This is a genomic window from uncultured Tessaracoccus sp. (assembly GCF_947286155.1).
Taxonomy (GTDB): domain Bacteria; phylum Actinomycetota; class Actinomycetes; order Propionibacteriales; family Propionibacteriaceae; genus Arachnia.
On the sequence record NZ_CAMYPD010000040.1, the window covers coordinates 1 to 23,411 of the forward strand.

The window sequence follows — 23,411 nt, forward strand, 5'->3', positions numbered from 1 at the left end:
GCGCACCACACTGGCAGTGTGGGGGTCACGGGTTCGAGTCCCGTTAGCTCCACCATTAGGACGCTCATTTTGATACAAAGATTCGAGTGCGATCTGAACCCCTCGGGTTACGTGTTTTGCCTAGTCAGGCGCGTAACCCGAGGGGTTCCGCGTGTTCTGGCTGGGTGCAGAGTGGTGGTTGGGGAGGCTCGGCTGTGGCTGATTTGGGCATCTGACGTGCGTCCTGCTGGTCCGAGCGCCCGAGGGCGTCAAAAAGTGCAGGCCACCGTCAAAAGGTATGGGTGGGCGTCAAAAAGTGTCGGTGGTGCGTCACAAGGTTCCCCATCTCTGCAGTTACGAATGTGCCTCCACACTCGCTCATTACCTAGCGGTTATCTGATTGGAGAAGCAGCAAATGCACCCTGAAGAGCCTGCTGAACAACCAAGGCGCGCAAGCCGGTCAGTTCATCTCGCGATTTGACGGCTAAGGTCTCGATTCTATCGAGGTATTCCAAAGACGCTTCAACGTGTTTGACGATTGCCTTTTGCGTATCGCGGGAGGGAATGTTCACAGGGATATCGTAAATCTTCTTCCCAGAGATCAGAGGTTGAGCACTTGAGCTTGTGTTTATACGAAGATTGGTGTGTCCGAGAAGGAAATATAGAAAGCGCCTATCGATTTGGTTCTCATCAAAGCTTGCGACAAGTGCATTATCTGTCACCCAGCATTCTTCCAGGGACATGTGTACTGACCCGCAATAGAAGCCGACCCTCCCGATTGCGATTGTTCCTGCGGGGTAGCATGCTTGGTCATGGTATCCGGTGATTCCGTTTCCACCGTAAACGGGCACGGTGCCAGATGAATTCATCTCTTTAGCGGTGAGGCCACAGCCGGATGAAACCCGTAGAATTTCGCCCAGCGGAAGTGTCTCCCACTGTTGTTTGGGATCCCCACCGTGATCGGGTAGTCCGTGTCCCGCGAGGAGTGCTCGAACCAAGTCGAACCGTCGGTTTGGAAAGTCATCCAGGAAGGCATCAAGTCGTTGAATAGCGTCGTCGATCTTGGTGTGAGTTTGTTCAATGTAGACAGCAATAGCCTTCTGCTCGTCAATAGGCGGCAGCGGAACAGGTAGCTGAACGAAATCGGAGCTCTTGATTGAGGGCGAATTATCGCCCCGCATCCATTCAGTTGCTCTATTGACGAACGACGAACTAGAAAGCATATGGAAGAGGTATCGCTGGTCGACAGCTTCTATTGGGCTACATACGTAGAATCCTGTGCTCGCGATGGCCTCGGAAAACTGCGCTTCCACGAATGCAATGTTCATGAGGTATGGGCGAACCAGCGAGAAGAGAGTGTCTCCTGGCCTTACACCTCGTGAAGCACGACTTGGAGCCTTGATGGTTGCAATTTCTTTGGGTTTGGCGATGGTCTGGGTGTTGTTATCGATTGCGTCGATATCGATGTAGGTGAAGTAGTTTCCGCTAGGCTTTCGTGTTTCCATTGGGTTTAGGACAGTGCCCAGCCGAACCCATCTCCAATGCGTAGGAATCTCATAGGGCTGTTCGTCTTCTGGCACGAGTGCTGCTTCGGGGATGTTGTCGAAGTCTTCGATGAGAGGCAGCGTCTTTTTTCGGGCCATTAGTTCTCCTTGCCGAGGTCGGCTGCCAGCGACCGCAGCAGGTCTACCGCTTCTTCGAGCAGGTCGGCTGCTTCGATGACTTGTTCGGCGGGGTCGTAGGTTGTCCAGTCGATTTGTTCGTTCTCGGCACGCATGAGCCCAAGGTCGAGGGTGTCGTCCTTCTCACGAATCTCATCGCGCGTGAAATAGCTCCATCTCTCATCATCGATCGCGGCTCGGTCGGCGGCTGTGTAGGCAGCCTCGAAGCCAGCGAAATGGCTAGTCGTAAGGGGAGTCCGTTTGCCGAAGGAAGGCATACTGGTGCGCAGGTCGTAGAACCAGACGTCGTCCGTATTGCCCTTGTCGGTGTGGCCGCGTTCAAAGAACAACACGTTGGTCTTGACTCCTTGGGCATAGAAAATGCCGGTGGGTAGACGCAGTATGGTATGCAGGTTGCACTTGTCCATTAGGTCCTCACGGATCCGGCGTCCGTCGCCGTCGGCAAACAGCACGTTATCGGGCAGCACCACAGCGGCGCGTCCGCCTGACTTCAGCGAGCGATAGATGTGCTGCAAAAAGTTGAGCTGTTTGTTCGAAGTCGGGAACGTGAGGTCGTCGCGGGTTGCGCGCTCGCCGCCCTTCTTGGTTCCGAACGGTGGATTGGTGAGCACAACGTCATACCCTTTCAGGCTTTTGCCTAGCGGGGAGAGTGTGTCGCCAAGAATGATGGGCGCTTCGATACCGTGCAGCATGGCGTTCATAAGCGCGAGCCGGTGGGTGTCGTGGACTAGCTCCACCCCGGTGAACGCCTTCTTGACTTGGAATTCGGCTTGGTCGGCGTCCAGGTCAAAAAGATTGTCAGTGTTGGCTCGCACGTGCTCACTTGCAGCGATCATGAATCCAAAGGTGCCGCACGCCGGGTCGTTGCACAGCTCTCCAGGCTGCGGATCGACCAGCCGCACCATGACGTCGATGAGGACGCGTGGGGTGAAGTATTGGCCTGCGCCGGATTTCTTCTCGTTAGCGTTCTTCTCAAGCAGTCCTTCGTAGAGGTTGCCGAGGCCTTCTTCGCGTGCGGAGTACCAGTCGAGGGCGTCGATGGACTTGATGATTTTTTCGAGGTTCTTGGGTTCGTCGATGTTGGTGGACGATCCGGCGTAGATTTCTTGGACGCGCCCGGTGGCGTCTTCCCCAAGGTGTTGCAGCAGATCACGGTAGAAGCGTTTGAGTTCGATCCCAGACTTAGTACGTAGCTCGTCCCAGCGGTATTCGGCAGAGATCGAATCCTCAGTGCCGGTTTCTTTCGCCATCTTCAGGAAGAGGATGTAGGTCAGCTCCGTGACGTATTGGTGGTAGGTAATGCCGTCGTCGCGCAGCACGTTAGATAGGTTCCATAGCTTGGCGACGATTTCTTGATTGTTCACGCTGTCTGCTCCTCGTACATGTGGTCGTTCAGTTCGACGATGATGTCAGCGAATCGGCCACCGAAAACATAGTCGACCCTTGGAAGTCCACCTTGCTGGCGGAAACGCGCATCAGTGTCGAAAGTGTCAGTGGAGATGATGAGTTCGTTCGCGAGGTAGGACTCGATGCGTGAAATCCATCCGAGCTGCACTTTAGTGAACTTGTGTTCAGCCTTGAGCTTGTCGATGGCGCGTCGAACACGTTCCTCGTGGGTGAGTAGTGGGGAACCGATCGCGAAACGACGCACTAGGGAGATGATGTCGGCAGTGATCTCCTTGTCAGATACTTGCGACAGGGCAGAGGACAGTTTCTGCTCAGTAAAGCCTTCCCGATCCAACTCCAACTTCAGTGACTTTAGCTCGTCCCGGGTCAGATCAGAAGGGCGGGTACAGATGATGCGCAGCGCGGCGATCTCGTTGGTGTTGTTCTTGATGAACGTCGAGAACTCCTCTAGGTAGTCCTTCGGCTCTTTCGCGTCCCCGAAGTCTCTGGTGTGCTCGAGCAGTTCGTCTGCTTCATTAGAGATCACCAGTCGGCGTGGCTCTCCGAATCGGGTGTTATCAAGGTAATCGAAGAGCGCGGAATGGGTTTGGATCCAAGCGGCCGCACGAGCTGGCGAAGCGTCCCGAAGCTCTTCGATGACCTGCGCGATGGAGCGTCCGCCAGCTAGGTCTTGGGTGTGTTCGGCTGTGTTCCCGCTGATCTTGTGGCGACGACGCTGCAGTTTGGCGACCACCTGTTCGATTGCCGAGTTGAGCTTGTCATCGTCACCTGCTGCGAGCTCGATACCCTCGATGAGGTCCTTGAAGGTGGTGTTCGGGTTCGCCGCCAGTGGCTTCATTGTGGAGACTTTTTCGAGAGCGTCGTAGACACCGACCGGGTCGTAGATTTCGAAACGATCCTTCTCGATTTCGGGGCACAAACGGGTAGCGCGGCCAAGCATCTGCTCGAACAAGATGCGGGACTTGACGCGGCGCATAAACACCAACGTGGTGATAGCGGGCACGTCAATTCCGGTAGTGAGCAGATCGACGGTGACCACGATCGAGGGATATCGCTCATTCTTGAACCGTTTAATGGCTTCTTCAATTTTCTTCTTGTTGCCGCCAGCCACGGAGCCGGTAATCTTCATGATTGCTTCTGGTTCGACGCCCTGGCCTGCGTAGATCTCCTTGAGAATGTTCACGATCAGGTCAGCGTGCGCATCGTCTACAGCATAGATCAGGGTCTTGCCGAAGAGTTCGGGCATGCTGGGGTCTAGATCACGGGCGATCTCTGCAAGCACGGTTCGGTTGAAGCTCTCGGTGATGACTGAACGGTTGAAATCCTCAACGTCAAAGGTGACCTCGTCGGCAAGCTCGGCACTGTTGGTGATTTCACCGGTGGAGGCGTCGTAGATCGGTAGGGTGTCACCTTTGGCGAAGTGAATGCCTTCGGTCGAAAGTTTAGTGGTGAGACGGTGTGGCGCGTCGTGATCGACTAAGTAGCCGTCCATCACAGCCTCACGGTAGGTGTAGGTGAACACGGGCTCACCAAAAATCTCGGTGGTGTGCAGCGCAGGCGTGGCGGTGAGCGCGATCTTCGTGGCGTCGAAGTAGTCGATCACCGAGCGATAAGCCGACTGATAGTCAGTCTGGTCCCGGTAGAGTGCCTCGTCGTCGGTCATTTCCTTGTCAAGCAGATAGCCACGGTGGGCTTCGTCGACAATGATCAAGTCGTAATCCGTGACAGCGGGCTTGATCACCTGCTCGCCCTCCTTGGACGGTTCTGGGTAGAACAGGCGCTTGACCATGCCCTGAACGGTCGAGACATGAACGCGGGTTTCCGGATCGACCCCTGACTCTTCGAGGCCCTTGATCGAGTACAACTCATCTAGCGTGAGCAGTTCCTCGAGTCGCACATCCTTGAACGTATCCATGGCTTGGGTGCCGAGCGCGGTGCGATCAACAAGGAACAGTATCCTGCGGAACCGATCGGTTTTGAGGAACCGATAAATCATACCAAGCACGGTGCGGGTCTTGCCCGTGCCCGTGGCCATCGCCAACAGTGCGTGGGTCTCGCCGTTTTTGATGACTTCCTCTGCCGCATGTATCGCGTCAACCTGATAGTCGCGCAGGCTCAACCCTGTGCTGGACGTCAGCAGATCATCGCCCAGGTTATCGAGGGCTCGCTGGGCTGCCTTCTGATCTGCATCCAGCTTGTCGAGGAGGCCTTGAGGACTGGGCCAGCCCACCAGTGCCCGCGGAGTATTCAGTGGGTCACGCACATCGTGGAACCACACACCGGATTGCGTTTTGTACTGCTCAATGTAGGGGCGGCCATTCGTGGCGAACAGGAAGGGAACCTTGAATTCACCCCAACGCCCGAGCGTGTACTCGTCGTGCTCTGCCTTGATGAGCTTGCCGTAATCGGCCGCCTGATAGTCCAAGACCGACGGAATCGCAGTGTGCTCAGCCTTCGCTTCGATTACACCAACGAGCCGCAACCCGACGAACAACGCGTAATCAGCCCGACCATGATTGCCAACTCTCGAGTTGGTTGGCCACTCCGCAATCGCCTGATTGACGCCCTCCCGGGGGCGGGCTCCAGAACGGTATCTCAGATGCTCTGTATCGGCATCCCAGCCAACCTGGCGCAACTGCTCATCAATGAGGAGCCGAGTTTCGGCCTCTGTCTTTGGACGCTGATTCGTGGCAGCAAGCGAGCGGCGAGAACGCTCCGCCTTCGAAACCTGCTGCGCGGCTTGAGCCGCCGACTCATCCCTCGTTGCGAGTGCCTCGGCCTCGCTCTCCAACACAACCGGCGGCTGAACCGGGGCAGCCTGCCTCGCGGGCAGCACATATTCGGTAACCGTGACATGCGGATCCCCGTAGGTGGCTGCAAACCACCATGCCAGCGAATGAACCATCGGCAAGAACCGCTGCACGTCAGCAGTCGTGCCCCAGTGCTCATGAGCGGCCTTGTTCCTCGCTTTACGAACCAGATGAAGAATGTCGACGACTTCGCGAGGGAGCAATCCCTCTCGGGCGAGCGTGTCGATACGCTTGACTGCCGTGTTCTCTCGAGGAGGATAAACGCGGTCATACTGATAGATCAGCTCAATGATGCTTTCACACAACAGACCAAGCTTCATCATCGAGGTGTTCGGGTCCGTGTAGAGATACGTCTCTGCCAAGGTGCCGAGGTTCTCCAAGGAAGGAAAGTTGCTGTTGAGAAATCCGAAATTAGACATTTTGAGCACCGTCCCGACTTGGTGTCGTTTCGCATATTTCGCTGATGGCCACGCCTAGGTCGTCGCAGGTACGCGCCAGAACATTTGTTGCGACGTATCCGTCTTTGCCGAGTTTGGCGATGGTGGCAGGGGAGAGCCCGGTGGCTAGGCGGAGGTCTTCTTTGGTCATGTCATGTTGTTTTTGTTGATGTGAATTGATCCTCATGAGATCCTCGAATCTTTCAGTGCGGCGCTGCTTGGGTAGTCTCCGCTCATCATTTTGTAGTGCTGTTCTTGTCCCATGAGGGTGAAGATGAGTTGGAAGATGCGGCGTAGTTGGTTGGGGTCGTGGTCTTCGGTGATGAGGTAGGTGTCGTCTTCGAGTCCGCTCTTGTGGTGGCTGATGTAGGTGAGCATTGATGTTACGAGGTGGTAGTCGGTGAGGTCTTCTTGGCCTTGGGCGTCGGTGTGGATGAATTTTTCGCGGTTGTTTTTGAGCAGGGTTGTGGTGAGGTCTGCGCTGTCGTATCCGCAGAGTTGGAGGAAGTAGTGCTCCAAGATTCGGCGGGTGACGTTGAGCAGTGTGATGGAAGTCGTAGCTTCTTTGTATTCGTGCCATAGCGCTGCGTAGGAGTTGAGGACGGGGGTGTAGTTCTCCTTTTGGGATGGGGCGTCTTGTCTGTTACGTACGCACAAATTGACTCTTGATACGTTGTCGGTTTTCTTGATGAGGTAGTAGGAGGCGTAGCGGTAGTCGTTGAGGTTGGAGTAGGAGACCTCTCTATAGAAGTATGGGTTATGGGACAGGATGATGATCTGTTTGACGTGGTTGCCGCGCCCGGTGTCGTGGCGGTAGTCAATGTTGTTTTGGCAGATGCTGACGAGTTCTCTGATGTGGGCGGCGACGATGAACATTGCGCCGGAGTCCATACTTGAGACCGGGTCGTCGATGACCACGATTTTGTTCCGGGGGTCTTCTGCCTGCTCCAGGCTCCCCTGGGTGAGGAAGTAGAAGTAGAGGAAGGCGATGAAGTTTCGTTCGCCTTCAGATAGGTTTTCGGCGGTGGTGCCGTCGAGGCGGACTACGCGGTAGGTGTTGTCCTTGTCTGGGACGTCGTCGAGGTAGAAGCCTTGGAATCCGGATTCTCGCAGGACGGTGTTGATCTGTTCTTTGACGGCGCTTGTGTCAACGACTGAGCCGAGAAGTTGCTGGATCTGCGAGTCGAGGTTCTTTATCGAGGTGCGTGCTGATTGCGCGGTGGCCGTGGCTGTGTTGATCTCGTCTGTGAGGTTCTTGGACGTGGCGCGATAGTTGGTGAGGGTTTGAGCAAGGTGATTGGCGAGGTGCTGCCATACTCGGTTGGTGCAGATCGTGCGTTGCTGTTTCTGGTTTGCAACGACCTCATTGTGTGCCTTGATCGCTTGGTTTGCGTCAGTAATGAGCTGGTTGAGATCGCCGATCACGTTTGTGACGACGTCGAGCTGTAACTGGCTGCTGGGATTACCTAGTTTTCGTTCGATGGTTTCCACGTTGGCTTGCAGCTTGGCGCGCAGAAGTTCGACGTAGGTGTCATATTCTTTTGTCTCTAGCTGGGGTGGGATCGCTGCCATTGTTGTGCTGAGCGGAACATTCCATGCTAAGCGTGCGGCGGCCTTATACGTGTCGGCGAAGGTCTGTAAGTCGGCGAGCGACTGTTCGTAGGCATCATCGAAGCACTCGACTAGTGTGGTTGTGAATCCTTCGGGGAGTTCTTGCTGGCAGAAAGGGCAGGGGTCTCCGTCGTTGCTGGGGAATGTAGCATGGCCGTGCCTGACCCAGTCAGCGGCGTTGATGTTGTCGATGAATCTGGCGAAGTCAGTGTTAGCCGTGTTGACGATCGCCGCACCCATGAGGTGATCATCGGGAAGCTGAATATCAACGAGCCCGATGAGTGGGTAGGTCATTGCTTGCTTGTCGAAGGCCACAGTGTAGAGCGTTTCCAGTTCGCTCAGGTCGTGTTCCTGAGGATCGGCTGTGGTGAGTACGGCTTCGGCAAAGGTTTGTTTCCGCTTTCGACCGTGTTGGGTTTCAGGGAACTGATCGCGGAGGTCCTTTGACTTGTCCCAGCACTCGTCGTGAAAGTCTGCTGTCAGCTGTTCAAGCTGTGCCTGTTTCGCGGAGGCATCATCTTCGTGGTTTCTTGCTTCGCGGGCGTGTTCGTCGCGGTCTTGGCGGAGATTTGCGAGTTCTTTTTCTGCCTCGATGTTAGTTTTACCGAGAGTGAAGACGCCGTTGAGTGAACCGTAGGTGGAGAAATTCTCATCAACGAAACCGCGATCGTAGACCATGACCGTATGGTCGTCTGCATCGACAGTCGTGTCCCAGGTCAAGCCGTGGCCTGCGCCCAAGGCGCGGGCGATTGTTGATTTACCTGCTCCGTTTCGGCCAAAGAAGAAATTGAGGTAGCTCAAGTCAACGGTGCAATCCTGAAAGGTGGCTGAGTTGACTGTGATCTGCCTGATCGGGCCTCGCATCTTATCCAATAGCGTTCTCCTGATCGAGTCGTCCGTCACGAAGCCACTGGTCGACTTCCGAGAGCTTGTACTTGTACATTTTCCCGGCCTTGTATGCGGGCAGGCGACCTTCTTTTGTCCAGTTACGCACGGTGTCCTTGCTGACGCTCAGATGGGTAGCGACGTCGTCAAGGTTGACCCAGTTTTCTATTTCGTTGCCCGTGTTCATGGCTGGCCTCCGATCAGGGTTGGCATGAGCACGCTAATTCCGGCCTGCGCAAGCTCGTGAACAAGATCCACGTTCTTGACCGCCCAGTGGGTGCGGTTGAGCTCATTGAATTTGTCGTTGCCAGATAAATCGAGTTCTTCGAGCAGCTCGTTGATTCGTTGCTGCGGGATTTCTGTTAGAGGTGTGTATTCGATTTTGATTCCGCGCACACCGTTGCGGATATTCGTGACAGCAGCAAAATAAGCTACCTGCTCCTCGCTGGCTCTACCAAAGTCGTCGTTCTCGTTCATGATGAGCGCGGGGTAGGTTTTCAGCATCTCAATGGCATCTTTGTCGAGTTTCTTCAACTGCTCGCGGTTTGTTGGGCACATGCTTTCAGTCAAGGCACGTTTAGGATCCATAGGGACCGATCGGGTGTTCGGATCAAAATCTGGGGTCACGATCAGCTGGTAATAGTCACTACTCAGAGCAACCTGGATGGCAGGCACTCCCACCGCCGCGACAGGTGTCGGCACCACGATCTGAATTGGGGCGTTGACGGTACCTGCGTGAGCAATCTGAACACCGTTTGCCCCGAGCTGATTCAGAACCATCGCAGTGGGTGGCAACGATGGTTCTGCCGGGACGATTTGTCCGTCTGACATCACAGCCCCCTGCCAATGTTGAGTGTGCCGACTGAACCAATCTGCTGACTATTCGCCCCGTACTGGTTGAACACAACGTGCGGTGTTACTGCATGGGTCTTCTCGAAATCGGTATCCGCTGAGGCTTCACTGCGGTCACTAGCCTGGTGATCGTCGTCGAGTATCTCGGCTTCGATAATCTCGTCAGCTCCTGAAATACAAGGTTGCGTCGGTTCGGCGGGGTCTTCGTCGTAGCGGGTGATCTCAGGCGTCCAACCCTCGTCGAGGTTGAATGCCTGCAGATCGAATCTGCGTGTCGCGTTTGGTATGGACGTGGGCAGGTGCCATCTGTCAAAAGTGCTCTGGCCTGACGTGTTGCGCACAGTCGGATCCGAGACATATTTCCAAACCCCGAGAATGAGGGATTCGAGGCATATTTCCTTGGCGTCACCGAGCTGGGCTTTGGTGAGGTGTGACTCGTCGGGTAAGAGCGCGACTACCTGATTGTTAGTGATTGCCACGTCGCGCTTGATGGCCGTTCCAAGCATCTGCACGAGGCAAAGCCCCTTGGAATCTACGTCGATGAAGCGGTCAACGAAGTCTCTCGTTCTCGCCAAAGCCTGGGGGAGATCGTTGTCAATCAGATTATTGAATTCGTACGCAAAATCCTCCCCGCCTACAGGCATATAGGTGGTGTTCCCATCATTTTTGCAGTTACGTAGTTCACTCGTGTTCTGGCTGAAACTCTTACCGGCTGATGGTGGCTCAAATTTTGGGCTCACGATGCGGATAAGCCCGGCAAGAATGTCTGGATTGCTGAGCCCGTCGGCTTTTCCGGCAAGCGTGTCGCGAGCCTTCGCTCGGGGAGGAAGTGCTTGTTGGAGCAGCACGAAAAAGGTACCCGCTGTCAGGCGATCCTTGCTTTCCTGCCCTGACATGATCCTCGATTCCGAAATTACAAACCCTATGAACCCTATGAACCTCGGGAACTCTGGCGTCCGAACCTTGCGAACTCCACGTTAGAAAGTGGAGATGCAAGAAGCGACTCCACCGCATCGGCTCCGAGCGAGTGGACTGGTTCCCATCAATTCCTAGGAAATCAGTCTACTTCCTTATTGGTCTCGGCGCAGTGGCGACGCGGCTCGTGTCTCCGGCCAGGCTCTGATCAAGCCTGTCCTCCAGTTGTCAACTGGGAGACGCGTTCGAGACGCACCTGGCGGGCAGCCCCTCAGCGGGCTGTCCGCCCCTTTCGTCTCAGCCGCGATCCACCAGTAGCCAACACCAGTTCTCGAACGGGTCTCCCTTCACCAGAAGGGACACCCCGATGGCTACCGAGCCGAAAACAATCACTATCGCGCTCAAACACGAGCGCACCGAGGAGATCAGCGAACGCTATCCCACCACCACTGCCACCTACGTCATCACGGCCAGCGAAGCACAGGTCATGGTCGAACGCGACCTGTACTCGCGCCGCCAGGAAGCGGACGAAGACGCGAACGTGGAGCCGCGCAGCGTCAGCGAGATTGCTGATGAGCTGTCGAAGCAGGACTACAACTGTGCGAAGAAGCATCTTCGCCGCACCCGTTACCGGTCAGTAACCGCACGCGATGACGACACCGACGTGTCGATCGTCGAGGTCGCGCCTTCTGGTGAGGGGGACGATCCGGCTGAAGCGTGGGCGACCCGGGTGATGGTGCGTGAAGCGCTGGCCAAGCTCGATGTCGAGGATCGCGTCGTGTTGGTCGGTATTCATATGCGCGGCATGACCCAAACCCAAGTCGCGCGCGTATTGGGGGTGTCGCAGCCTGCGGTCGTGAAGCGGCTGCGTAAGGCGGAGGCGCGGTTGCGGGAGTTGTTGTCATGAGACGGTTATATTTCACGGCCTCTCGAAGCCTTCCCTATAGCAAGGCCACCCCAGCCAGTTCCGGCACCGGGTCTTGCGTGAGGGAAGGAAGGCTCATGGGCCACCATCTACATTGTGACCCCGCAGGCACCGCGAACCGCGAGAAGGTCGTGGGACTGCGTAAGGTCACGCTCCGAGAACGTCTCGCCAGGCTCATCCTTGGCGAGACGGCGACGGTCACGGTGATCGTTCCAGGCGACAGCGTCGACCAGGTCACCATCACCAACACCAACAACCCTGATGACGACCTCATGGCGCTCGCTCGCGCGGTCGGCGTCACCACGGGTGGTGATCGGGAATGAACGTCACCGAAGCGAACCGCTATATCAGTGCGTTGAACCGTGTTGCTGAGGGTGCGACGATGCTCGCCCAGGCGATCGAAGAGGCCGCCTGGGAAAGCTTCGAAGACCACGCAGGCATGCCCGGTGTGCGTCCGATCGCAGCAGCGCAGCTGGCGCAACCAGCGTTGGAAGATGCTGCCGAGGAGTATGACGCTACCCATCAGCCAGCGAATCAGAAGCCCGATCCAGAGCCCGCGAAGGCTGAGGAGTCGGTGTCGTTGGAGCAGGTGCGTGCCGTACTCGCCAAGCTGTCGCAGGCAGGCCACACCGCCAAGGTACGCGAACTGATCCAGGCCGCTGGTGCAGGAAAGCTCTCCGAGGTTGCACCCGAGAAGTACTCGTGGCTGTTGTCGCAGGCGGAGGCGATGCGTGATGCCTGACCAACACGCGATGCTTAGTGCTTCTGGTGCGCATCGGTGGCTTTCCTGCCCGCCGTCGGCGAGGTTGGAGGCTGGGCTGCCGGAATCCTCGTCGGCGGCTGCCGAGCAGGGCACGGTGGCGCATGCGTTGGCGGAGTGGAAGCTTCGCCGGGCCCTCCACGACGTACCAACGATCAAGCCGGTCTCGGGCTGGATCGATGCCGAAATGGAAGCGCTCACGGACGACTACGTGGCGTTCATCCAGGAGCGGCTACGGGACGTGCGCGAAACCTGTACGGATCCGACGGTGCTCATCGAGCAACGCCTCGACTTCTCGCATGTGGTGCCGGGTGGGTTTGGGACCGGGGACTGCGTGATCATCGCCGAACCACTACTCCAGATCATCGACCTCAAATACGGGCAAGGGGTTTTGGTCGAGGCTGAGCGCAACCCGCAGCTCATGTTGTACGCCCTCGGCGCGCTGAACGCGTTTGGGCCGCTGTATGACATCGACGAAGTGGCACTGACGATCTACCAGCCCCGCAGGGCCAACATCTCCACCTGGCACGTCACCGTGACGGAGTTGGAGACGTGGGCGGCCGAGGTCGTGAAACCTCGTGCCGGGCTCGCAGCTAGCGGTGGTGGTGAGTTTGCCTCTGGTGAGTGGTGCCGGTTCTGCAAACTCAACCCCACCTGCCGAGCCCGCGCTGAAGCCAACCTCGCGCTTGCCAAACATGAGTTTGCCCCACCAGCCCAGCTCGACGACGGCGAGATCGCGGCTGTGCTCACGCAGTTGCCGCAGCTGAAGGCCTGGGCGGCAGACGTCGAAGCCTACGCATTGTCCTTGGCGGTCAATCAGGGCAAACAATGGGCGGGCTTCAAGCTCGTTGAAGGCCGCTCTATCCGCAAATACGCCGACGAGGCCGCAGTCGCCCAGGCGGCTGAGGCAGCCGGTGTCGATGTATGGGAGCGCAAGCTCAAGACCATCACCGCCCTGGAAAAGCAGCTGGGTAAGCAACGGTTCACCGAACTCCTCGGTGACCTCGTGGTCAAACCAGCGGGCAAACCCGCCCTGGTATCCGAATCCGACAAGAGGCCCGCTCTTGTGATCCAGTCAGCAACAGATGAATTCTCTGCAATCAAGTAACAACGAAGAAAGAAGGTAAGACAAGATGCCACAGATGAATCCGCCCCGTGTGGTCACCGGCGAGGTCCGCCTCTCCTACGCCAACATTTTCGAAGCCAAGAGTATTCAGGGCGGAAAGCCCAAGTACTCCGTGTCCCTGATCATCCCCAAGTCTGACACCGAGACCTTGGCCAAGATCGAACGAGCCATCGACGCCGCGATCGACGCTGGTATTGGCAAGTTTGGTGGTAAGCGCCCGAACAAGGCTGCGCTCAAGCTGCCGCTGCGTGACGGCGATATCGAGCGCGACGACGAAGCCTATGCGAACGCGATGTTCGTCAACGCCAACTCCACCACACCACCCCAGGTCGTCGATGCCGACCTACAGCCGATCCTCGACACCACCGAGGTGTATTCGGGCTGCTACGCCCGCGTCAGTATCTCCTTCTATGCGTTCAACACGAACGGGAACAAGGGCATCGCGTGCGGTTTGGGCAACATCCAAAAGCTCCGCGACGGCGAACCACTTGGCGGTTACCGCGTCAGCGCTGAGGACGACTTCGGTGCCTTCACCGCCACCACAGACGACTTCCTCAACTAACAGAAAGGAAAACCATCATGAATGAGTGTTATGCGGCAGCACTGTCGGCAAACACCACCACGCTCGTGGCACTGTTCGTGGGCACTGTCCTCGGACTCATTGTCATGAAGGTCACCTCTGTGATTGCCGAACGGCGGGCGATCCGCAGGGATCGCAAGCGCATCGACAAGCTCATGGCTGACACCGAGGCTGAGCGCGAGAAGTACCGCACGCGCACCAACCCGTAACCATCAACCCCCTGGCCGGGAGAACACCCATCTCCACCAAGGTAGGTGTTCTCCCGGCCCTTAACCCATTGTGGAGCCGACACTGTGCATGAGTTATTCATCGATCTCGAAACCTTCAGCCTCGTCAATCTCAGCAAATCTGGGGTCTACCCGTATGCCGAACACCCCGAGTTCGACATTCTTTTGTTCGGCTATTCCATCGACGGTGGCCCCGTCCAGGTCATTGACCTGGCATCAGGTGAGGCGCTACCAGATGAGGTGGTGGAGGCGCTGGTGGATCCGGGCGTGACGAAATGGGCGTTCAACGCGGCCTTCGAACGCGTCTGTCTCTCAGCTTGGCTGCACCGCCACCACCCAGAACTGATGGCAGGCCGCCGGTTCCTTGACCCTTCCCAGTGGCGCTGCACCATGGTGTGGTCGGCCTACCTGGGGCTACCAATGAGCCTCGAACAAGTCGCAACCGTCCTGAACCTTTCTGTGCGTAAAGACACGGCGGGCAGGAAGCTCATCACCCAATTCTGCACTCCCGCGAAGCCTACGGTGTTAAATGGCGGAGCAACTCGGAACCCGCCATCATCGGATCCTGCCGGGTGGGAAGCATTCACCGCCTATAACCGCCGCGACGTCGAGGTCGAGCTTGCGATCCACGAGCGCCTCACCGCCTTCCCTATGCCAAATACCGAATGGGACACCTACGCTCTCGACCAGCAGATCAACGACACGGGAATCTTGTTGGATGCCGTGCTGGTGGATAACGCTGTGGCTTGCGACCGGCAGCATCGCGCCACAACGCTCGCTCGGGCACAAGAGTTGACAGGGTTGGAGAATCCGAATTCGCCGATTCAGCTCAAAGAATGGCTCTCTGCTCACGGCTGCCACATGACCTCACTGACCAAAACCGAAGTCGCCACCGCGCTCGAAACAGTGACGGGAGATGTGCGTGAGGCGCTACAGCTGAGAGGTGAGCTCGCCAAGTCCTCGGTGAAGAAGTATGAGGCGATGCAACACGTCGCCGGGCGTGATGGGCGCGGGCGGGGTTTCCTCCAGTTTTACGGTGCTGGTCGGACGGGCCGGTTCGCAGGTCGCCTCGTCCAAGTCCAAAACTTGCCCCGCAACTACCTCCCAGACCTGGCTCAGGCTCGTAGCCTCGTCCGAGGTGGGTTGTTCGACGTGGTCGAGCTGCTCTACGAGTCCGTTCCGGACACGCTGTCCCAGTTGATCCGTACCGCCTTCATCCCCGCGCCGGGGAACCGGTTCGTGGTTGCTGATTTTTCGGCGATCGAAGCCCGCGTCATCGCGTGGCTCGCCGGAGAAACCACCACCCTCAAAGCGTTTGAGGAGGGCAAGGATCTGTATTGCGAGACCGCCAGCCGGATGTTCGGCGTCCCCGTCACCAAACACGGGGCGAACAGTGAGCTGCGGCAGAAAGGAAAAATTGCAGTACTGGCCTGTGGTTATCAAGGCGGTGTCGGTGCGCTGAAAGCTATGGGTGCCCTGCGCATGGGGCTCGCCGAACACGAACTCCAGCCGTTGGTGGATGCGTGGCGGGCAGCCAACCCCAACATCGTCGACTTCTGGGCGCAGATCAATGCTGCCGCGATCGACACGATCTCTACCCGTCAACCGACCCGTGTCGGGCCGCTGACGTTGTTGGTGGAGTCCGGGATCTTCTTCATCGAGCTGCCGTCCGGGCGCAGGCTCGCCTATGTGAAACCGAGGCTGGGGGAGAACCGCTTCGGCGGCACCTCCATCCTCTACGACGGCACGAGTACCGGACGGAAATGGGGAACCCTGGAGACCTATGGTGGCAAGCTCACCGAGAACATCGTCCAGGCCATCGCCCGCGACCTGCTCGTCTACGGCATGCGCCAAGTGGCTAGAGCCGGGCATCGGATCGTCATGCACGTCCACGACGAGATCGTCGTCGAGACCACCACCGCGTCCGTCGACGAGATCTGTGCCCTTATGGCTACTGTGCCAGATTGGGCGGAGGGGTTACTGCTCGCGGCTGACGGGTATGAGTGCGAGTTCTACCGCAAGGATTAAAGGTCTGGATCTTCGCGATGGATTGGTTCTGCAATCAGCCTAAAATGCTGGTTTGATGGGTTGAGCATGCTCGCGAGGTTTGCTAGCGATCCGTCTTCTAGAAGAGCTGGATTTTTGACCATTTTAATGATCAGAGATTGCAACTGCTCAGAAGGAATTTGTGCGAGTACTTGCTCAATCTCCTCGTGGTCTTGAATATCGATAATTCGAGCCGACTTGACCATACGTAGCTGTTCGTCGCTGTATGCCTTTGCCGCTAGCCCCGCGACCATCCGCGACATCGCTTCTTGGCGGGACATAATCTGTCTTTGATCACGCTCGATGGCGGTATGTTCGTTGATCGCAGGTTCGGTCACCTGAGTTTCGCCATGACTAGGTTTCTTCTTTCGCCCGATGTTGCGGATCCATTGTGCTTGACGGTTGATAGCAGGTCGCGCAGTTTCCTGCCACCAGTGTTTGGCGTGGGGAGCTGCCTTGGCTAGCCCCGCCACGGTAAATAGGACAAGAAGCTGCCCAATAGCTTCGGCGAGCTCATCGGCTTCTTCAGATTCGCGTCGTGCGTCGGAAGTGATAAAGGTGTTCTCATAGGTGTGTTCGTCAACTGAATTCAGAAGATCGTCATCGGGAACGAATCGTGCGTGACCAGACAATACTCGATCTTTATTGTAGAGGTTTTGGTGAAGCGAGCCATCGTCCCTGTGTCCAGGATTGCCAACAGACGCGTCCCATTCGTAGTAGCCATAGATTCTCTCCATGACACGATTCTAATTTTGTCTTGATCGAGAGACGTTTCTATCGCCACGGTGAGTTGGCGAACATGAACCACGGTGGAACGAAGCAGCGTAGACCTGCTCCAAATAGCCGCGCACAAGCGCATACAGCTTTGCTGCGCCGGTGCGGTCGTCTGTGCGTAGGCGGTATGACCATTCGAAGATCATCTCGTCGTCCATCAAATCCAGCACTGCCATCACTGTTTCTTCATCCATGACAGTGATCCTCGAATCATTCGCGCTCAAAGGTCGAGGGGGTATACCCGGCATTCCTCGACCAGTTTGACGCTGGTGGTTATAAATCCGGCCTGCTCGAAGCCCTCCTGGTAGGAAGCCACATACTCTGTCGCATGTTCATCTCGGCTTCCTAGGAAGGAGCCGATCATGGCTGCCAATACTCTCCAGGCATTCACCAATGATGCCTTCGGAACTGTTCGAACTATCGAGCAGGAGGGCGCGGTCTATTTCTGTGGCCGGGACGTCGCCACCGCCCTCGGATACGTCAACACGAAAGACGCTCTGGCACGTCACTGTAAGGGGGTCGTGAAACACTACCCCCTTGACACCCCGGGCGGTGTTCAGCAGGTCAGGTTCATTACCGAGGGTGACCTGTATCGGCTGATCATGTCCTCCAAGCTCCCGGCTGCGCAGCAGTTCGAGGCCTGGGTGGTTGATGAGGTGTTGCCGACGATCCGCCGTCACGGCATGTACGCGGTCGATGACCTCCTGGGCAACGACGAGTTTTTGGAGCGGGCGATCGTGCAGTTGCGGGCCGAGCGAGCGGGGCGCCTCGCCGCCGAACAAGCCTTGCTTGAGGCTGCCCCGAAGGTCTCCTACTACGACATCGTGTTGCAGTCAGACTCCCTGTTGACGACGACCGAGATCGCCAAAGATTACGGGCTTTCGGCGAAGCGGATGAATCAGATTCTGCATGAGCAGGGGGTGCAGTTTCGCCAGTCCGGACGCTGGTTCCTCTACGCCAACTATGCGGAGCAGGGCTACACGCAGTCCAAAACCCACGAGTACGACGAGGGTAAAACCCGCACGCACATGTATTGGACGCAGAAGGGGCGCCTGTTCGTCTATGACCTGTTGAAGAACCAGCTCGGTCTGCTGCCCGTCATTGAGCAGGACGGCGGTGATGTTCAATGACTGCCACTGTTTTGTCGAGCCTGGGTGTGGGGTTTTCGCCCCGCAACACAGAGGGCTACCCGGACCCCACCGCATTCCAAGCGTTGAAAAACGTGCAACGGGCTGAGTATGGCTACCGGCCCTTGGTCTATATCTGCTCGCCCTATTCGGGTGACGTGGAAGCGAACGTAGTACTGGCGCGCGCGTTCTGTGCGCATGCAGTAGCTAAGTGCAAGATTCCGTTGGCTCCGCACCTGCACTATCCCCAGTTCATGAACGACCAGGATCCTGCTGAGCGGGAGTTGGCGATGTTCTTTAACCGCGTCCTGCTGTCCAAATGTGAGGCGATCTGGGTCTACACGGCCCGGGTGTCGGCGGGGATGCGCGTGGAGATCGAGTGGGCACACCACCTCGACCTCCCCGTGAAGTATTTTTCGGCCGATTTTGAGGAGGTCACCCTATGAAGGCGATGACCATGTACACCGCCACCGTCGTAGGCCAACAAAACAATGCCCTCTACCCGAACCGGTATGAGGTCACCGCCGTAGCTGATCTCGAAGCGGTGGCGCGCCTGGATCATGTGGTGGCCGACTATCAGGGCGGACGACGCTCATCGGCCAATTTCCTTAGTTCGAACTGCTTGGTGATGGATGTGGATAACTCCCACAGCGAGGATCCTGATGAGTGGGTCACCCCTGAATCTCTAGCAGGACTGGTGCCGGGGGTGGGGTTCATGACCGCCACGTCACGCAACCACATGCGGGCGAAAGGAGCGCAGTCGGCAAGGCCGCGTTTCCACGTCTACTTCCCAATCACGCCAGCCACGGATGCGGATGCCTATGCGGGGTTGAAGAAACAGCTCGCCGCCAGGTTCGAGTTCTTCGACCCAAACGCCGTCGACGCGGGCCGGTTCATCTACGGCCACCCCGCCCCTGAAGTCACGAATCACGATGGCGGCAAGCTGCTCGATGAGTGGCTGGTGGAGGCGGTGGACGCGGACATGTTCGCCGCTTTCGATACTGCGACGCAGGCGATCTCACCAGGGGCACGGAACGCCACCTTGTCGCGGTTCGCCGGACGAGTGCTCGTGCGCTACGGGGATAGTCCGCAAGCCCGTGAACTGTTCGACCGCAAAGCCGGGCTGTGCGAACCACCCCTACCAGCCCTAGAAGTGGAGAGCATTTGGACCTCGGCGTTGCGGTTCGCCACCAAGGTCGCGACCAGTCCCGGCTACGTGCCCCCAGAAGTGTATGCCGCACTCACAGGATTGAAGCCGGAAGACTTCACAGACGTCGGGCAGGCCGACACGCTTGCAGGCGAATACGCCTCTAAAATCCGCTACTCGCTGGCCACCCGCTGGCTGGTGTTCGAGGGCGGATTCTGGGTCGAAAACGACCTGTCAGCACAAGGCGTTGCTCAAGAACTGACCGCCCGCCAGCTAGATGAGGCCAACGCCCACGTTGCTCAGGCGTGGGAACGCATGCAGGCCACGGGCGCTGACCTGGTGATCGCCTCGGCCTCGTCGAAAGCACGCGGCGCAGCCAAACTCTCCGGTACCCAAATCGATGCATTTACCGCTCACGAAGAAGCACTCGCGTACCGAAAGTTCGCGCTCAACCGCAGACTCTCGCGCAATATCACCGCCACACTGCGGGAGGCCGGGCCGATCCTGCAGGTACGCACTCGCGACCTTGACCAGGATCCCTACCTGCTCAACACCCCGACAGCTACCTACGATCTACGCCTCGGGCTCGGTTCGGGTAGACCAAATGATCCGGCGGATCTGATCACGAAACAGACCAGCTGTGACCCAAGCACTGAGGGTGCCGAGATCTGGGCCGAAGCCCTGGATGTGTTTTTCCAAGGCGACCAAGAGTTGATTGGATATGTGCAGCGGATTGTTGGGTTGGCGGCGATCGGGCAGGTATTCGTTGAAGCGCTCGTCATCGCCTACGGGGACGGCCGCAACGGCAAATCCACGTTCTGGAACACGATCGCCCGCGTGCTGGGCAACTACTCCGGCTCGATCTCGGCAGACGCGCTTACCGTCGGGGTGCGGCGCAACGTCAAACCCGAACTAGCCGAAGCACGCGGAAAACGTCTGCTGATCGCGGCCGAGACCGAGGAAGGGATGCGGCTATCGACCTCGAATGTGAAACAGCTTGCTTCCACCGATGAAATCTCGGCGGAAAAGAAATTCAAAGACCCTTTCGCCTTCACGCCCTCCCACACCCTCATCCTCTACACCAACCACCTACCCAGGGTGGGGGCTATGGATGCGGGTATTTGGCGGCGGCTGATCGTCATCCCGTTCGAAGCGAAAATCGAAGGATCTAGCGACATCAAGAACTACGCCGACTACCTCTATCAGCACGCTGGCGGGGCGATTCTGGCGTGGATCATGGACGGCGCACGCCTCATCCACACAGAGGACTACCACCTCAACCCGCCCCGGCAGGTCGTGGAAGCCTCAGCGGCCTACCGGGAAGACAACGACTGGTTCACCCAATTCCTCGAGGACTCCTGCGATGTCGACCCTGGCCTGTCAGAGCGTGCGGGCGATCTCTACCAGACCTACCGGGCGTGGGCGCAAAACACTGCCGGGTGGGCTCGTCCAATGATGGATTTCAACGCCGCCGTCGAACAAGCCGGTTATGTGCGCAAGAAAACCAGAAACGGCATGTTCGTCCACGGTTTAGCCATCAAATCCGAATTCGACACCACCCACTAAGCCACTGAATGTGACGACCGATGACGATCAGTTCTATACCCCGCGTAAGGAAAATACAGAGTGTATTTCTCTATATAAAAGGTATGGATTGACTCGTCACCGGTCGTCACCTCACACAAACCTCGAGGTACTACGACCATGAACGAACACCACATCGAACAAGCCCTGAAACACAGCGTTGAAGCGTCTGGCGGCATCTGCTGGAAACTCCTCAGCCCCGGCACCAATGGTGTCCCAGACCGCATCTGCATCCACCATGGACGCGTCGTCTTCGTCGAACTCAAAGCACCCGGACGCCAACCCCGCCCCATACAACACCGCCGCATGAAGCAGCTCAAGGAACACGGCATGACCGTGCTCGTCGTCGACAGCCTGGCAGGCGTTGAGGAGGTGCTCGATGCATTATCAGCCGCATAACTACCAGCGACAGGCCACCGCCTTCATCGAGACCCACCCGCAAGCCGCCGTGTTCCTTGGCCTTGGCATGGGCAAGACTGTGATCACCCTGACCGCGATCTGGAACCTCCTCCTGGAATCTTTTCAGGTGCGGCGAGTGTTGATTATCGCCCCGCTACGCGTCGCCCGAGACACCTGGCCCACGGAGGCCCGGAAGTGGGATCACCTCGCGGGGCTGACGATCGCCATCGCCATCGGCACAAAACAGGATCGGCTAGACGCGCTTGCACGGAATGCGATGGTGACCGTCATCAACCGGGAGAACGTCCCCTGGCTGGTCAAACAGCTCGGAGGCGCGTGGCCGTTCGACATGGTCGTCATCGACGAACTCTCCAGCTTCAAGAATCATCGGGCGCAGCGCTTCAAAGCCCTCGCCACCGTCCGCCCACGGATCGCGCGGATCGTAGGTCTGACCGGCACGCCAGCCTCGAATGGGTTGATGGATGTGTGGGCGCAGTTCCGGCTCCTGGACGAAGGCCAGCGTCTCGGCAGGTTCATCTCCCACTATCGCAACCGCTGGTTCGTCCCCGACAAACGCAACGGCATGCAGATCTTCACCTACAAACCCCGCCCAGGTGCTGAGGACCAGATCTATGCCGCGATCGGTGACATCACGTTGTCGATGCGCACCACCGACCACCTCCAACTGCCTGAACTCACCGTCACCACTCAGTCAGTAACGTTGGATGGCAGGGAGCGGGCGGTATATGAGCGGTTGCGGGACGAGATGGTGCTCGACCTCGACGGGCAGATCGTTGACGCTGCGAACGCCGCCGCGCTCTCTGGCAAGCTCTTGCAACTCGCCTCGGGTGCGATCTACGACGAACACGGGGAGGTCATCGAGGTGCACGACCGGAAACTCGACGCACTCGAAGACCTCGTCGAGGCAGCCAACGGTCAGCCCCTACTGGTGGCGTACTGGTTCAAACACGACCTACAACGAATCACCGAACGATTCCCACAGGCTCGAGAGCTCAAAACCAGCAGCGACATCGAGGCGTGGAATGCGCGCCAGATCCCGCTCGCGCTGATCCACCCGGCCTCTGCCGGGCATGGCCTGAACCTCCAGGCAGGTGGAAACCTGCTCGTCTGGTTCTCTCTGACCTGGAGCCTCGAGCTTTACCAACAAACGAATGCGCGCCTGTATCGGCAAGGCCAGTCCGAGCCGGTGACGATCACCCACCTAGCCACCACCGGAACCCTCGACGACGCCGTCCTCACAGCCCTGGAGTCGAAGAACCTGACGCAGGCCGCGCTGATCGACGCAGTCACTCACGAACTACACACCTCGAAGGAGCACACCGAATGCATGTCATGACCCGATACTTAGACACCCGCAAGGCCGCGATCGCCGCCCTGCAGGACTTCCCGCTGATGGAACACGCCGCAGGAGACACCAGCCACGTGGCAGATCAGCTTCGGGAGGATCTCGTCCACCCGGCGTCACCCAGGTTGGATGGCCTGCCGCGCTATGTGAACCCGCACGGTAACGAAAACAGGATTGCTGCGACCTTGGACAAGATCGACCTGCTCGCCGAACGCCAACGCCAAGCCCGCGAATACCTCGACTGGTTCCTCCCAGCCTGGGGCTTGCTGTCGGAGGATGACAGGTTTGTGCTCGAGGCATTCTTCCTCGGCGACGGCTCACAGGAGGATGCGGTGAACCTGGTGTGTGACCACTTCTACGTCGAACGCTCCACCGCGCACCAAAAGAAGTCGCGGGCGCTGGGGCGGTTGGCGACGGCGTTGTATGGGCCGAGCGGTTTATGAACCCACCCGATAAAAGGTGTCGGCAAACGCGGATGATTTCCGACGATCAGCCCCGTAACGTAGTAAGCGGTTGACAACTAGGCCAAGACCCCCGACGCATCTCGGTAGCCCGTCTGGGGGTCTTGCCGTATTCGTGGGAGGTGGGTGTGGTGCCGAGCAAACCGAAACGCCCCTGCTCCCAACCAGGCTGCCCAGAACTCACCGACCACCGCTTCTGCAAGACCCACGCCAAAGCAGAAGACCAGCGGTACCGGAGGTATCAGCGTGACCCCGCGATCAACAAGCGCTACGACCACCGCTGGCGCAAAATCCGCAACGCCTACATCCAA

General features: G+C 57.9%; 23 protein-coding genes and 1 pseudogene. 14 read left to right on the top strand and 10 right to left on the bottom strand.

The features are described 5' to 3' along the window. Positions 1–371: 371 nt before the first annotated feature. From Q0X68_RS10090 to Q0X68_RS10125, 8 genes are read right to left on the bottom strand one after another with little or no spacing between them, the layout of a single operon-like run. Positions 372–1,622: a restriction endonuclease subunit S gene (locus tag Q0X68_RS10090; protein WP_297751124.1), complete on the bottom strand. Its 1,251-nt coding sequence runs from the start codon at positions 1,620–1,622 to the stop codon at positions 372–374. Beyond that, the gene (locus tag Q0X68_RS10095) at positions 1,622–3,025 is read right to left on the bottom strand and encodes an N-6 DNA methylase (RefSeq protein ID WP_366128177.1); all 1,404 of its coding nucleotides are present in this window, start codon (positions 3,023–3,025) and stop codon (positions 1,622–1,624) included. Before Q0X68_RS10095 ends, Q0X68_RS10090 begins: the two co-directional genes overlap by 1 nt. Beyond that, positions 3,022–6,297: a type I restriction-modification system endonuclease gene (gene hsdR, locus Q0X68_RS10100; protein WP_297751130.1), complete on the bottom strand. Its 3,276-nt coding sequence runs from the start codon at positions 6,295–6,297 to the stop codon at positions 3,022–3,024. The genes Q0X68_RS10095 and hsdR overlap by 4 nt, the downstream gene beginning before the upstream one ends. Further along, entirely contained in the window at positions 6,290–6,466 is a 177-nt protein-coding gene (locus tag Q0X68_RS10105; RefSeq protein WP_297751133.1) for a helix-turn-helix transcriptional regulator, read from the bottom strand. The genes hsdR and Q0X68_RS10105 overlap by 8 nt, the downstream gene beginning before the upstream one ends. A gap of 32 nt (positions 6,467–6,498) precedes the next feature. Beyond that, on the bottom strand, positions 6,499–8,790 hold the full coding sequence (locus tag Q0X68_RS10110; RefSeq protein ID WP_297751190.1) for an AAA family ATPase: 2,292 nt from the start codon (positions 8,788–8,790) through the stop codon (positions 6,499–6,501). A 1-nt stretch (position 8,791) separates the two neighbouring features. After that, the gene (locus tag Q0X68_RS10115; RefSeq protein WP_025296079.1) at positions 8,792–8,998 is read right to left on the bottom strand and encodes a helix-turn-helix domain-containing protein; all 207 of its coding nucleotides are present in this window, start codon (positions 8,996–8,998) and stop codon (positions 8,792–8,794) included. Beyond that, on the bottom strand, positions 8,995–9,642 hold the full coding sequence (locus tag Q0X68_RS10120) for a hypothetical protein (protein ID WP_297751141.1): 648 nt from the start codon (positions 9,640–9,642) through the stop codon (positions 8,995–8,997). The genes Q0X68_RS10115 and Q0X68_RS10120 overlap by 4 nt, the downstream gene beginning before the upstream one ends. Further along, complete coding sequence (locus Q0X68_RS10125) at positions 9,642–10,559, bottom strand: hypothetical protein (RefSeq protein ID WP_297751143.1); 918 nt, start codon at positions 10,557–10,559, stop codon at positions 9,642–9,644. Before Q0X68_RS10125 ends, Q0X68_RS10120 begins: the two co-directional genes overlap by 1 nt. A gap of 386 nt (positions 10,560–10,945) precedes the next feature. Between Q0X68_RS10125 and Q0X68_RS10130 the strand changes: the two genes are divergently transcribed. From Q0X68_RS10130 to Q0X68_RS10160, 7 genes are all read left to right on the top strand, one after another. Further along, on the top strand, positions 10,946–11,485 hold the full coding sequence (locus tag Q0X68_RS10130) for an RNA polymerase sigma factor (RefSeq protein ID WP_297751145.1): 540 nt from the start codon (positions 10,946–10,948) through the stop codon (positions 11,483–11,485). A 95-nt stretch (positions 11,486–11,580) separates the two neighbouring features. Beyond that, a complete protein-coding gene (locus tag Q0X68_RS10135; RefSeq protein WP_297751149.1) occupies positions 11,581–11,826 on the top strand; it encodes a hypothetical protein in 246 nt (81 codons plus the stop codon). After that, the gene (locus tag Q0X68_RS10140) at positions 11,823–12,245 is read left to right on the top strand and encodes a hypothetical protein (RefSeq protein ID WP_297751151.1); all 423 of its coding nucleotides are present in this window, start codon (positions 11,823–11,825) and stop codon (positions 12,243–12,245) included. Before Q0X68_RS10135 ends, Q0X68_RS10140 begins: the two co-directional genes overlap by 4 nt. After that, positions 12,238–13,371, top strand: a complete 1,134-nt coding sequence (locus Q0X68_RS10145) for a DUF2800 domain-containing protein (RefSeq protein ID WP_297751154.1) — start codon at positions 12,238–12,240, stop codon at positions 13,369–13,371. The genes Q0X68_RS10140 and Q0X68_RS10145 overlap by 8 nt, the downstream gene beginning before the upstream one ends. 25 nt (positions 13,372–13,396) lie before the next feature. Next, positions 13,397–13,951: a DUF2815 family protein gene (locus tag Q0X68_RS10150; protein WP_297751157.1), complete on the top strand. Its 555-nt coding sequence runs from the start codon at positions 13,397–13,399 to the stop codon at positions 13,949–13,951. 17 nt (positions 13,952–13,968) lie between these two features. After that, the gene (locus Q0X68_RS10155; protein WP_297751160.1) at positions 13,969–14,178 is read left to right on the top strand and encodes a DUF1049 domain-containing protein; all 210 of its coding nucleotides are present in this window, start codon (positions 13,969–13,971) and stop codon (positions 14,176–14,178) included. Positions 14,179–14,262: 84 nt separating this feature from the next. Further along, entirely contained in the window at positions 14,263–16,224 is a 1,962-nt protein-coding gene (locus Q0X68_RS10160; protein WP_297751163.1) for a DNA polymerase, read from the top strand. Here the strand turns inward: Q0X68_RS10160 and Q0X68_RS10165 are convergent. Both Q0X68_RS10165 and Q0X68_RS10170 read right to left on the bottom strand, forming a co-directional pair. Continuing rightward, positions 16,221–16,979: a hypothetical protein gene (locus tag Q0X68_RS10165; protein ID WP_297751166.1), complete on the bottom strand. Its 759-nt coding sequence runs from the start codon at positions 16,977–16,979 to the stop codon at positions 16,221–16,223. The genes Q0X68_RS10160 and Q0X68_RS10165 overlap by 4 nt on opposite strands. A 9-nt stretch (positions 16,980–16,988) precedes the next feature. Then, positions 16,989–17,210, bottom strand: a complete 222-nt coding sequence (locus Q0X68_RS10170; protein WP_297751169.1) for a hypothetical protein — start codon at positions 17,208–17,210, stop codon at positions 16,989–16,991. A 168-nt stretch (positions 17,211–17,378) separates the two neighbouring features. Between Q0X68_RS10170 and Q0X68_RS10175 the strand changes: the two genes are divergently transcribed. The 7 genes and pseudogenes from Q0X68_RS10175 to Q0X68_RS10205 form a co-directional block, all read left to right on the top strand. Further along, positions 17,379–18,146, top strand: coding sequence for a phage antirepressor KilAC domain-containing protein (locus tag Q0X68_RS10175; RefSeq protein ID WP_297751171.1), 768 nt, complete (start codon positions 17,379–17,381; stop codon positions 18,144–18,146). Further along, the gene (locus Q0X68_RS10180; RefSeq protein ID WP_297751174.1) at positions 18,143–18,589 is read left to right on the top strand and encodes a DUF4406 domain-containing protein; all 447 of its coding nucleotides are present in this window, start codon (positions 18,143–18,145) and stop codon (positions 18,587–18,589) included. Before Q0X68_RS10175 ends, Q0X68_RS10180 begins: the two co-directional genes overlap by 4 nt. Further along, on the top strand, positions 18,586–20,856 hold the full coding sequence (locus Q0X68_RS10185; RefSeq protein WP_297751177.1) for a phage/plasmid primase, P4 family: 2,271 nt from the start codon (positions 18,586–18,588) through the stop codon (positions 20,854–20,856). Before Q0X68_RS10180 ends, Q0X68_RS10185 begins: the two co-directional genes overlap by 4 nt. Before the next feature lie 138 nt (positions 20,857–20,994). Next, positions 20,995–21,273 (top strand): VRR-NUC domain-containing protein, encoded by a 279-nt coding sequence (locus Q0X68_RS10190; RefSeq protein WP_297751181.1) that lies wholly within the window; start codon positions 20,995–20,997, stop codon positions 21,271–21,273. Next, a complete protein-coding gene (locus Q0X68_RS10195) occupies positions 21,254–22,630 on the top strand; it encodes a DEAD/DEAH box helicase (protein ID WP_297751183.1) in 1,377 nt (458 codons plus the stop codon). Before Q0X68_RS10190 ends, Q0X68_RS10195 begins: the two co-directional genes overlap by 20 nt. Then, positions 22,618–23,082, top strand: coding sequence for a hypothetical protein (locus Q0X68_RS10200; RefSeq protein ID WP_197552010.1), 465 nt, complete (start codon positions 22,618–22,620; stop codon positions 23,080–23,082). Before Q0X68_RS10195 ends, Q0X68_RS10200 begins: the two co-directional genes overlap by 13 nt. A gap of 149 nt (positions 23,083–23,231) precedes the next feature. Next, positions 23,232–23,411: pseudogene (locus Q0X68_RS10205) on the top strand (HNH endonuclease); the annotation flags it as partial.

Coding starts and splice junctions, on each gene's coding strand:
- Q0X68_RS10190 (WP_297751181.1), top strand. CDS start 20,995: ATGAACGAACACCACATCGAACAAGCCCTGAAACACAGCGTTGAAGCG.
- hsdR (WP_297751130.1), bottom strand. CDS start 6,297: ATGTCTAATTTCGGATTTCTCAACAGCAACTTTCCTTCCTTGGAGAAC.
- Q0X68_RS10090 (WP_297751124.1), bottom strand. CDS start 1,622: ATGGCCCGAAAAAAGACGCTGCCTCTCATCGAAGACTTCGACAACATC.
- Q0X68_RS10185 (WP_297751177.1), top strand. CDS start 18,586: ATGAAGGCGATGACCATGTACACCGCCACCGTCGTAGGCCAACAAAAC.
- Q0X68_RS10195 (WP_297751183.1), top strand. CDS start 21,254: ATGCATTATCAGCCGCATAACTACCAGCGACAGGCCACCGCCTTCATC.
- Q0X68_RS10135 (WP_297751149.1), top strand. CDS start 11,581: ATGGGCCACCATCTACATTGTGACCCCGCAGGCACCGCGAACCGCGAG.
- Q0X68_RS10200 (WP_197552010.1), top strand. CDS start 22,618: ATGCATGTCATGACCCGATACTTAGACACCCGCAAGGCCGCGATCGCC.
- Q0X68_RS10145 (WP_297751154.1), top strand. CDS start 12,238: ATGCCTGACCAACACGCGATGCTTAGTGCTTCTGGTGCGCATCGGTGG.
- Q0X68_RS10125 (WP_297751143.1), bottom strand. CDS start 10,559: ATGTCAGGGCAGGAAAGCAAGGATCGCCTGACAGCGGGTACCTTTTTC.
- Q0X68_RS10155 (WP_297751160.1), top strand. CDS start 13,969: ATGAATGAGTGTTATGCGGCAGCACTGTCGGCAAACACCACCACGCTC.
- Q0X68_RS10120 (WP_297751141.1), bottom strand. CDS start 9,642: ATGTCAGACGGACAAATCGTCCCGGCAGAACCATCGTTGCCACCCACT.
- Q0X68_RS10175 (WP_297751171.1), top strand. CDS start 17,379: ATGGCTGCCAATACTCTCCAGGCATTCACCAATGATGCCTTCGGAACT.
- Q0X68_RS10115 (WP_025296079.1), bottom strand. CDS start 8,998: ATGAACACGGGCAACGAAATAGAAAACTGGGTCAACCTTGACGACGTC.
- Q0X68_RS10110 (WP_297751190.1), bottom strand. CDS start 8,790: ATGCGAGGCCCGATCAGGCAGATCACAGTCAACTCAGCCACCTTTCAG.
- Q0X68_RS10170 (WP_297751169.1), bottom strand. CDS start 17,210: ATGGATGAAGAAACAGTGATGGCAGTGCTGGATTTGATGGACGACGAG.
- Q0X68_RS10180 (WP_297751174.1), top strand. CDS start 18,143: ATGACTGCCACTGTTTTGTCGAGCCTGGGTGTGGGGTTTTCGCCCCGC.
- Q0X68_RS10165 (WP_297751166.1), bottom strand. CDS start 16,979: ATGGAGAGAATCTATGGCTACTACGAATGGGACGCGTCTGTTGGCAAT.
- Q0X68_RS10150 (WP_297751157.1), top strand. CDS start 13,397: ATGCCACAGATGAATCCGCCCCGTGTGGTCACCGGCGAGGTCCGCCTC.
- Q0X68_RS10140 (WP_297751151.1), top strand. CDS start 11,823: ATGAACGTCACCGAAGCGAACCGCTATATCAGTGCGTTGAACCGTGTT.
- Q0X68_RS10130 (WP_297751145.1), top strand. CDS start 10,946: ATGGCTACCGAGCCGAAAACAATCACTATCGCGCTCAAACACGAGCGC.
- Q0X68_RS10105 (WP_297751133.1), bottom strand. CDS start 6,466: ATGACCAAAGAAGACCTCCGCCTAGCCACCGGGCTCTCCCCTGCCACC.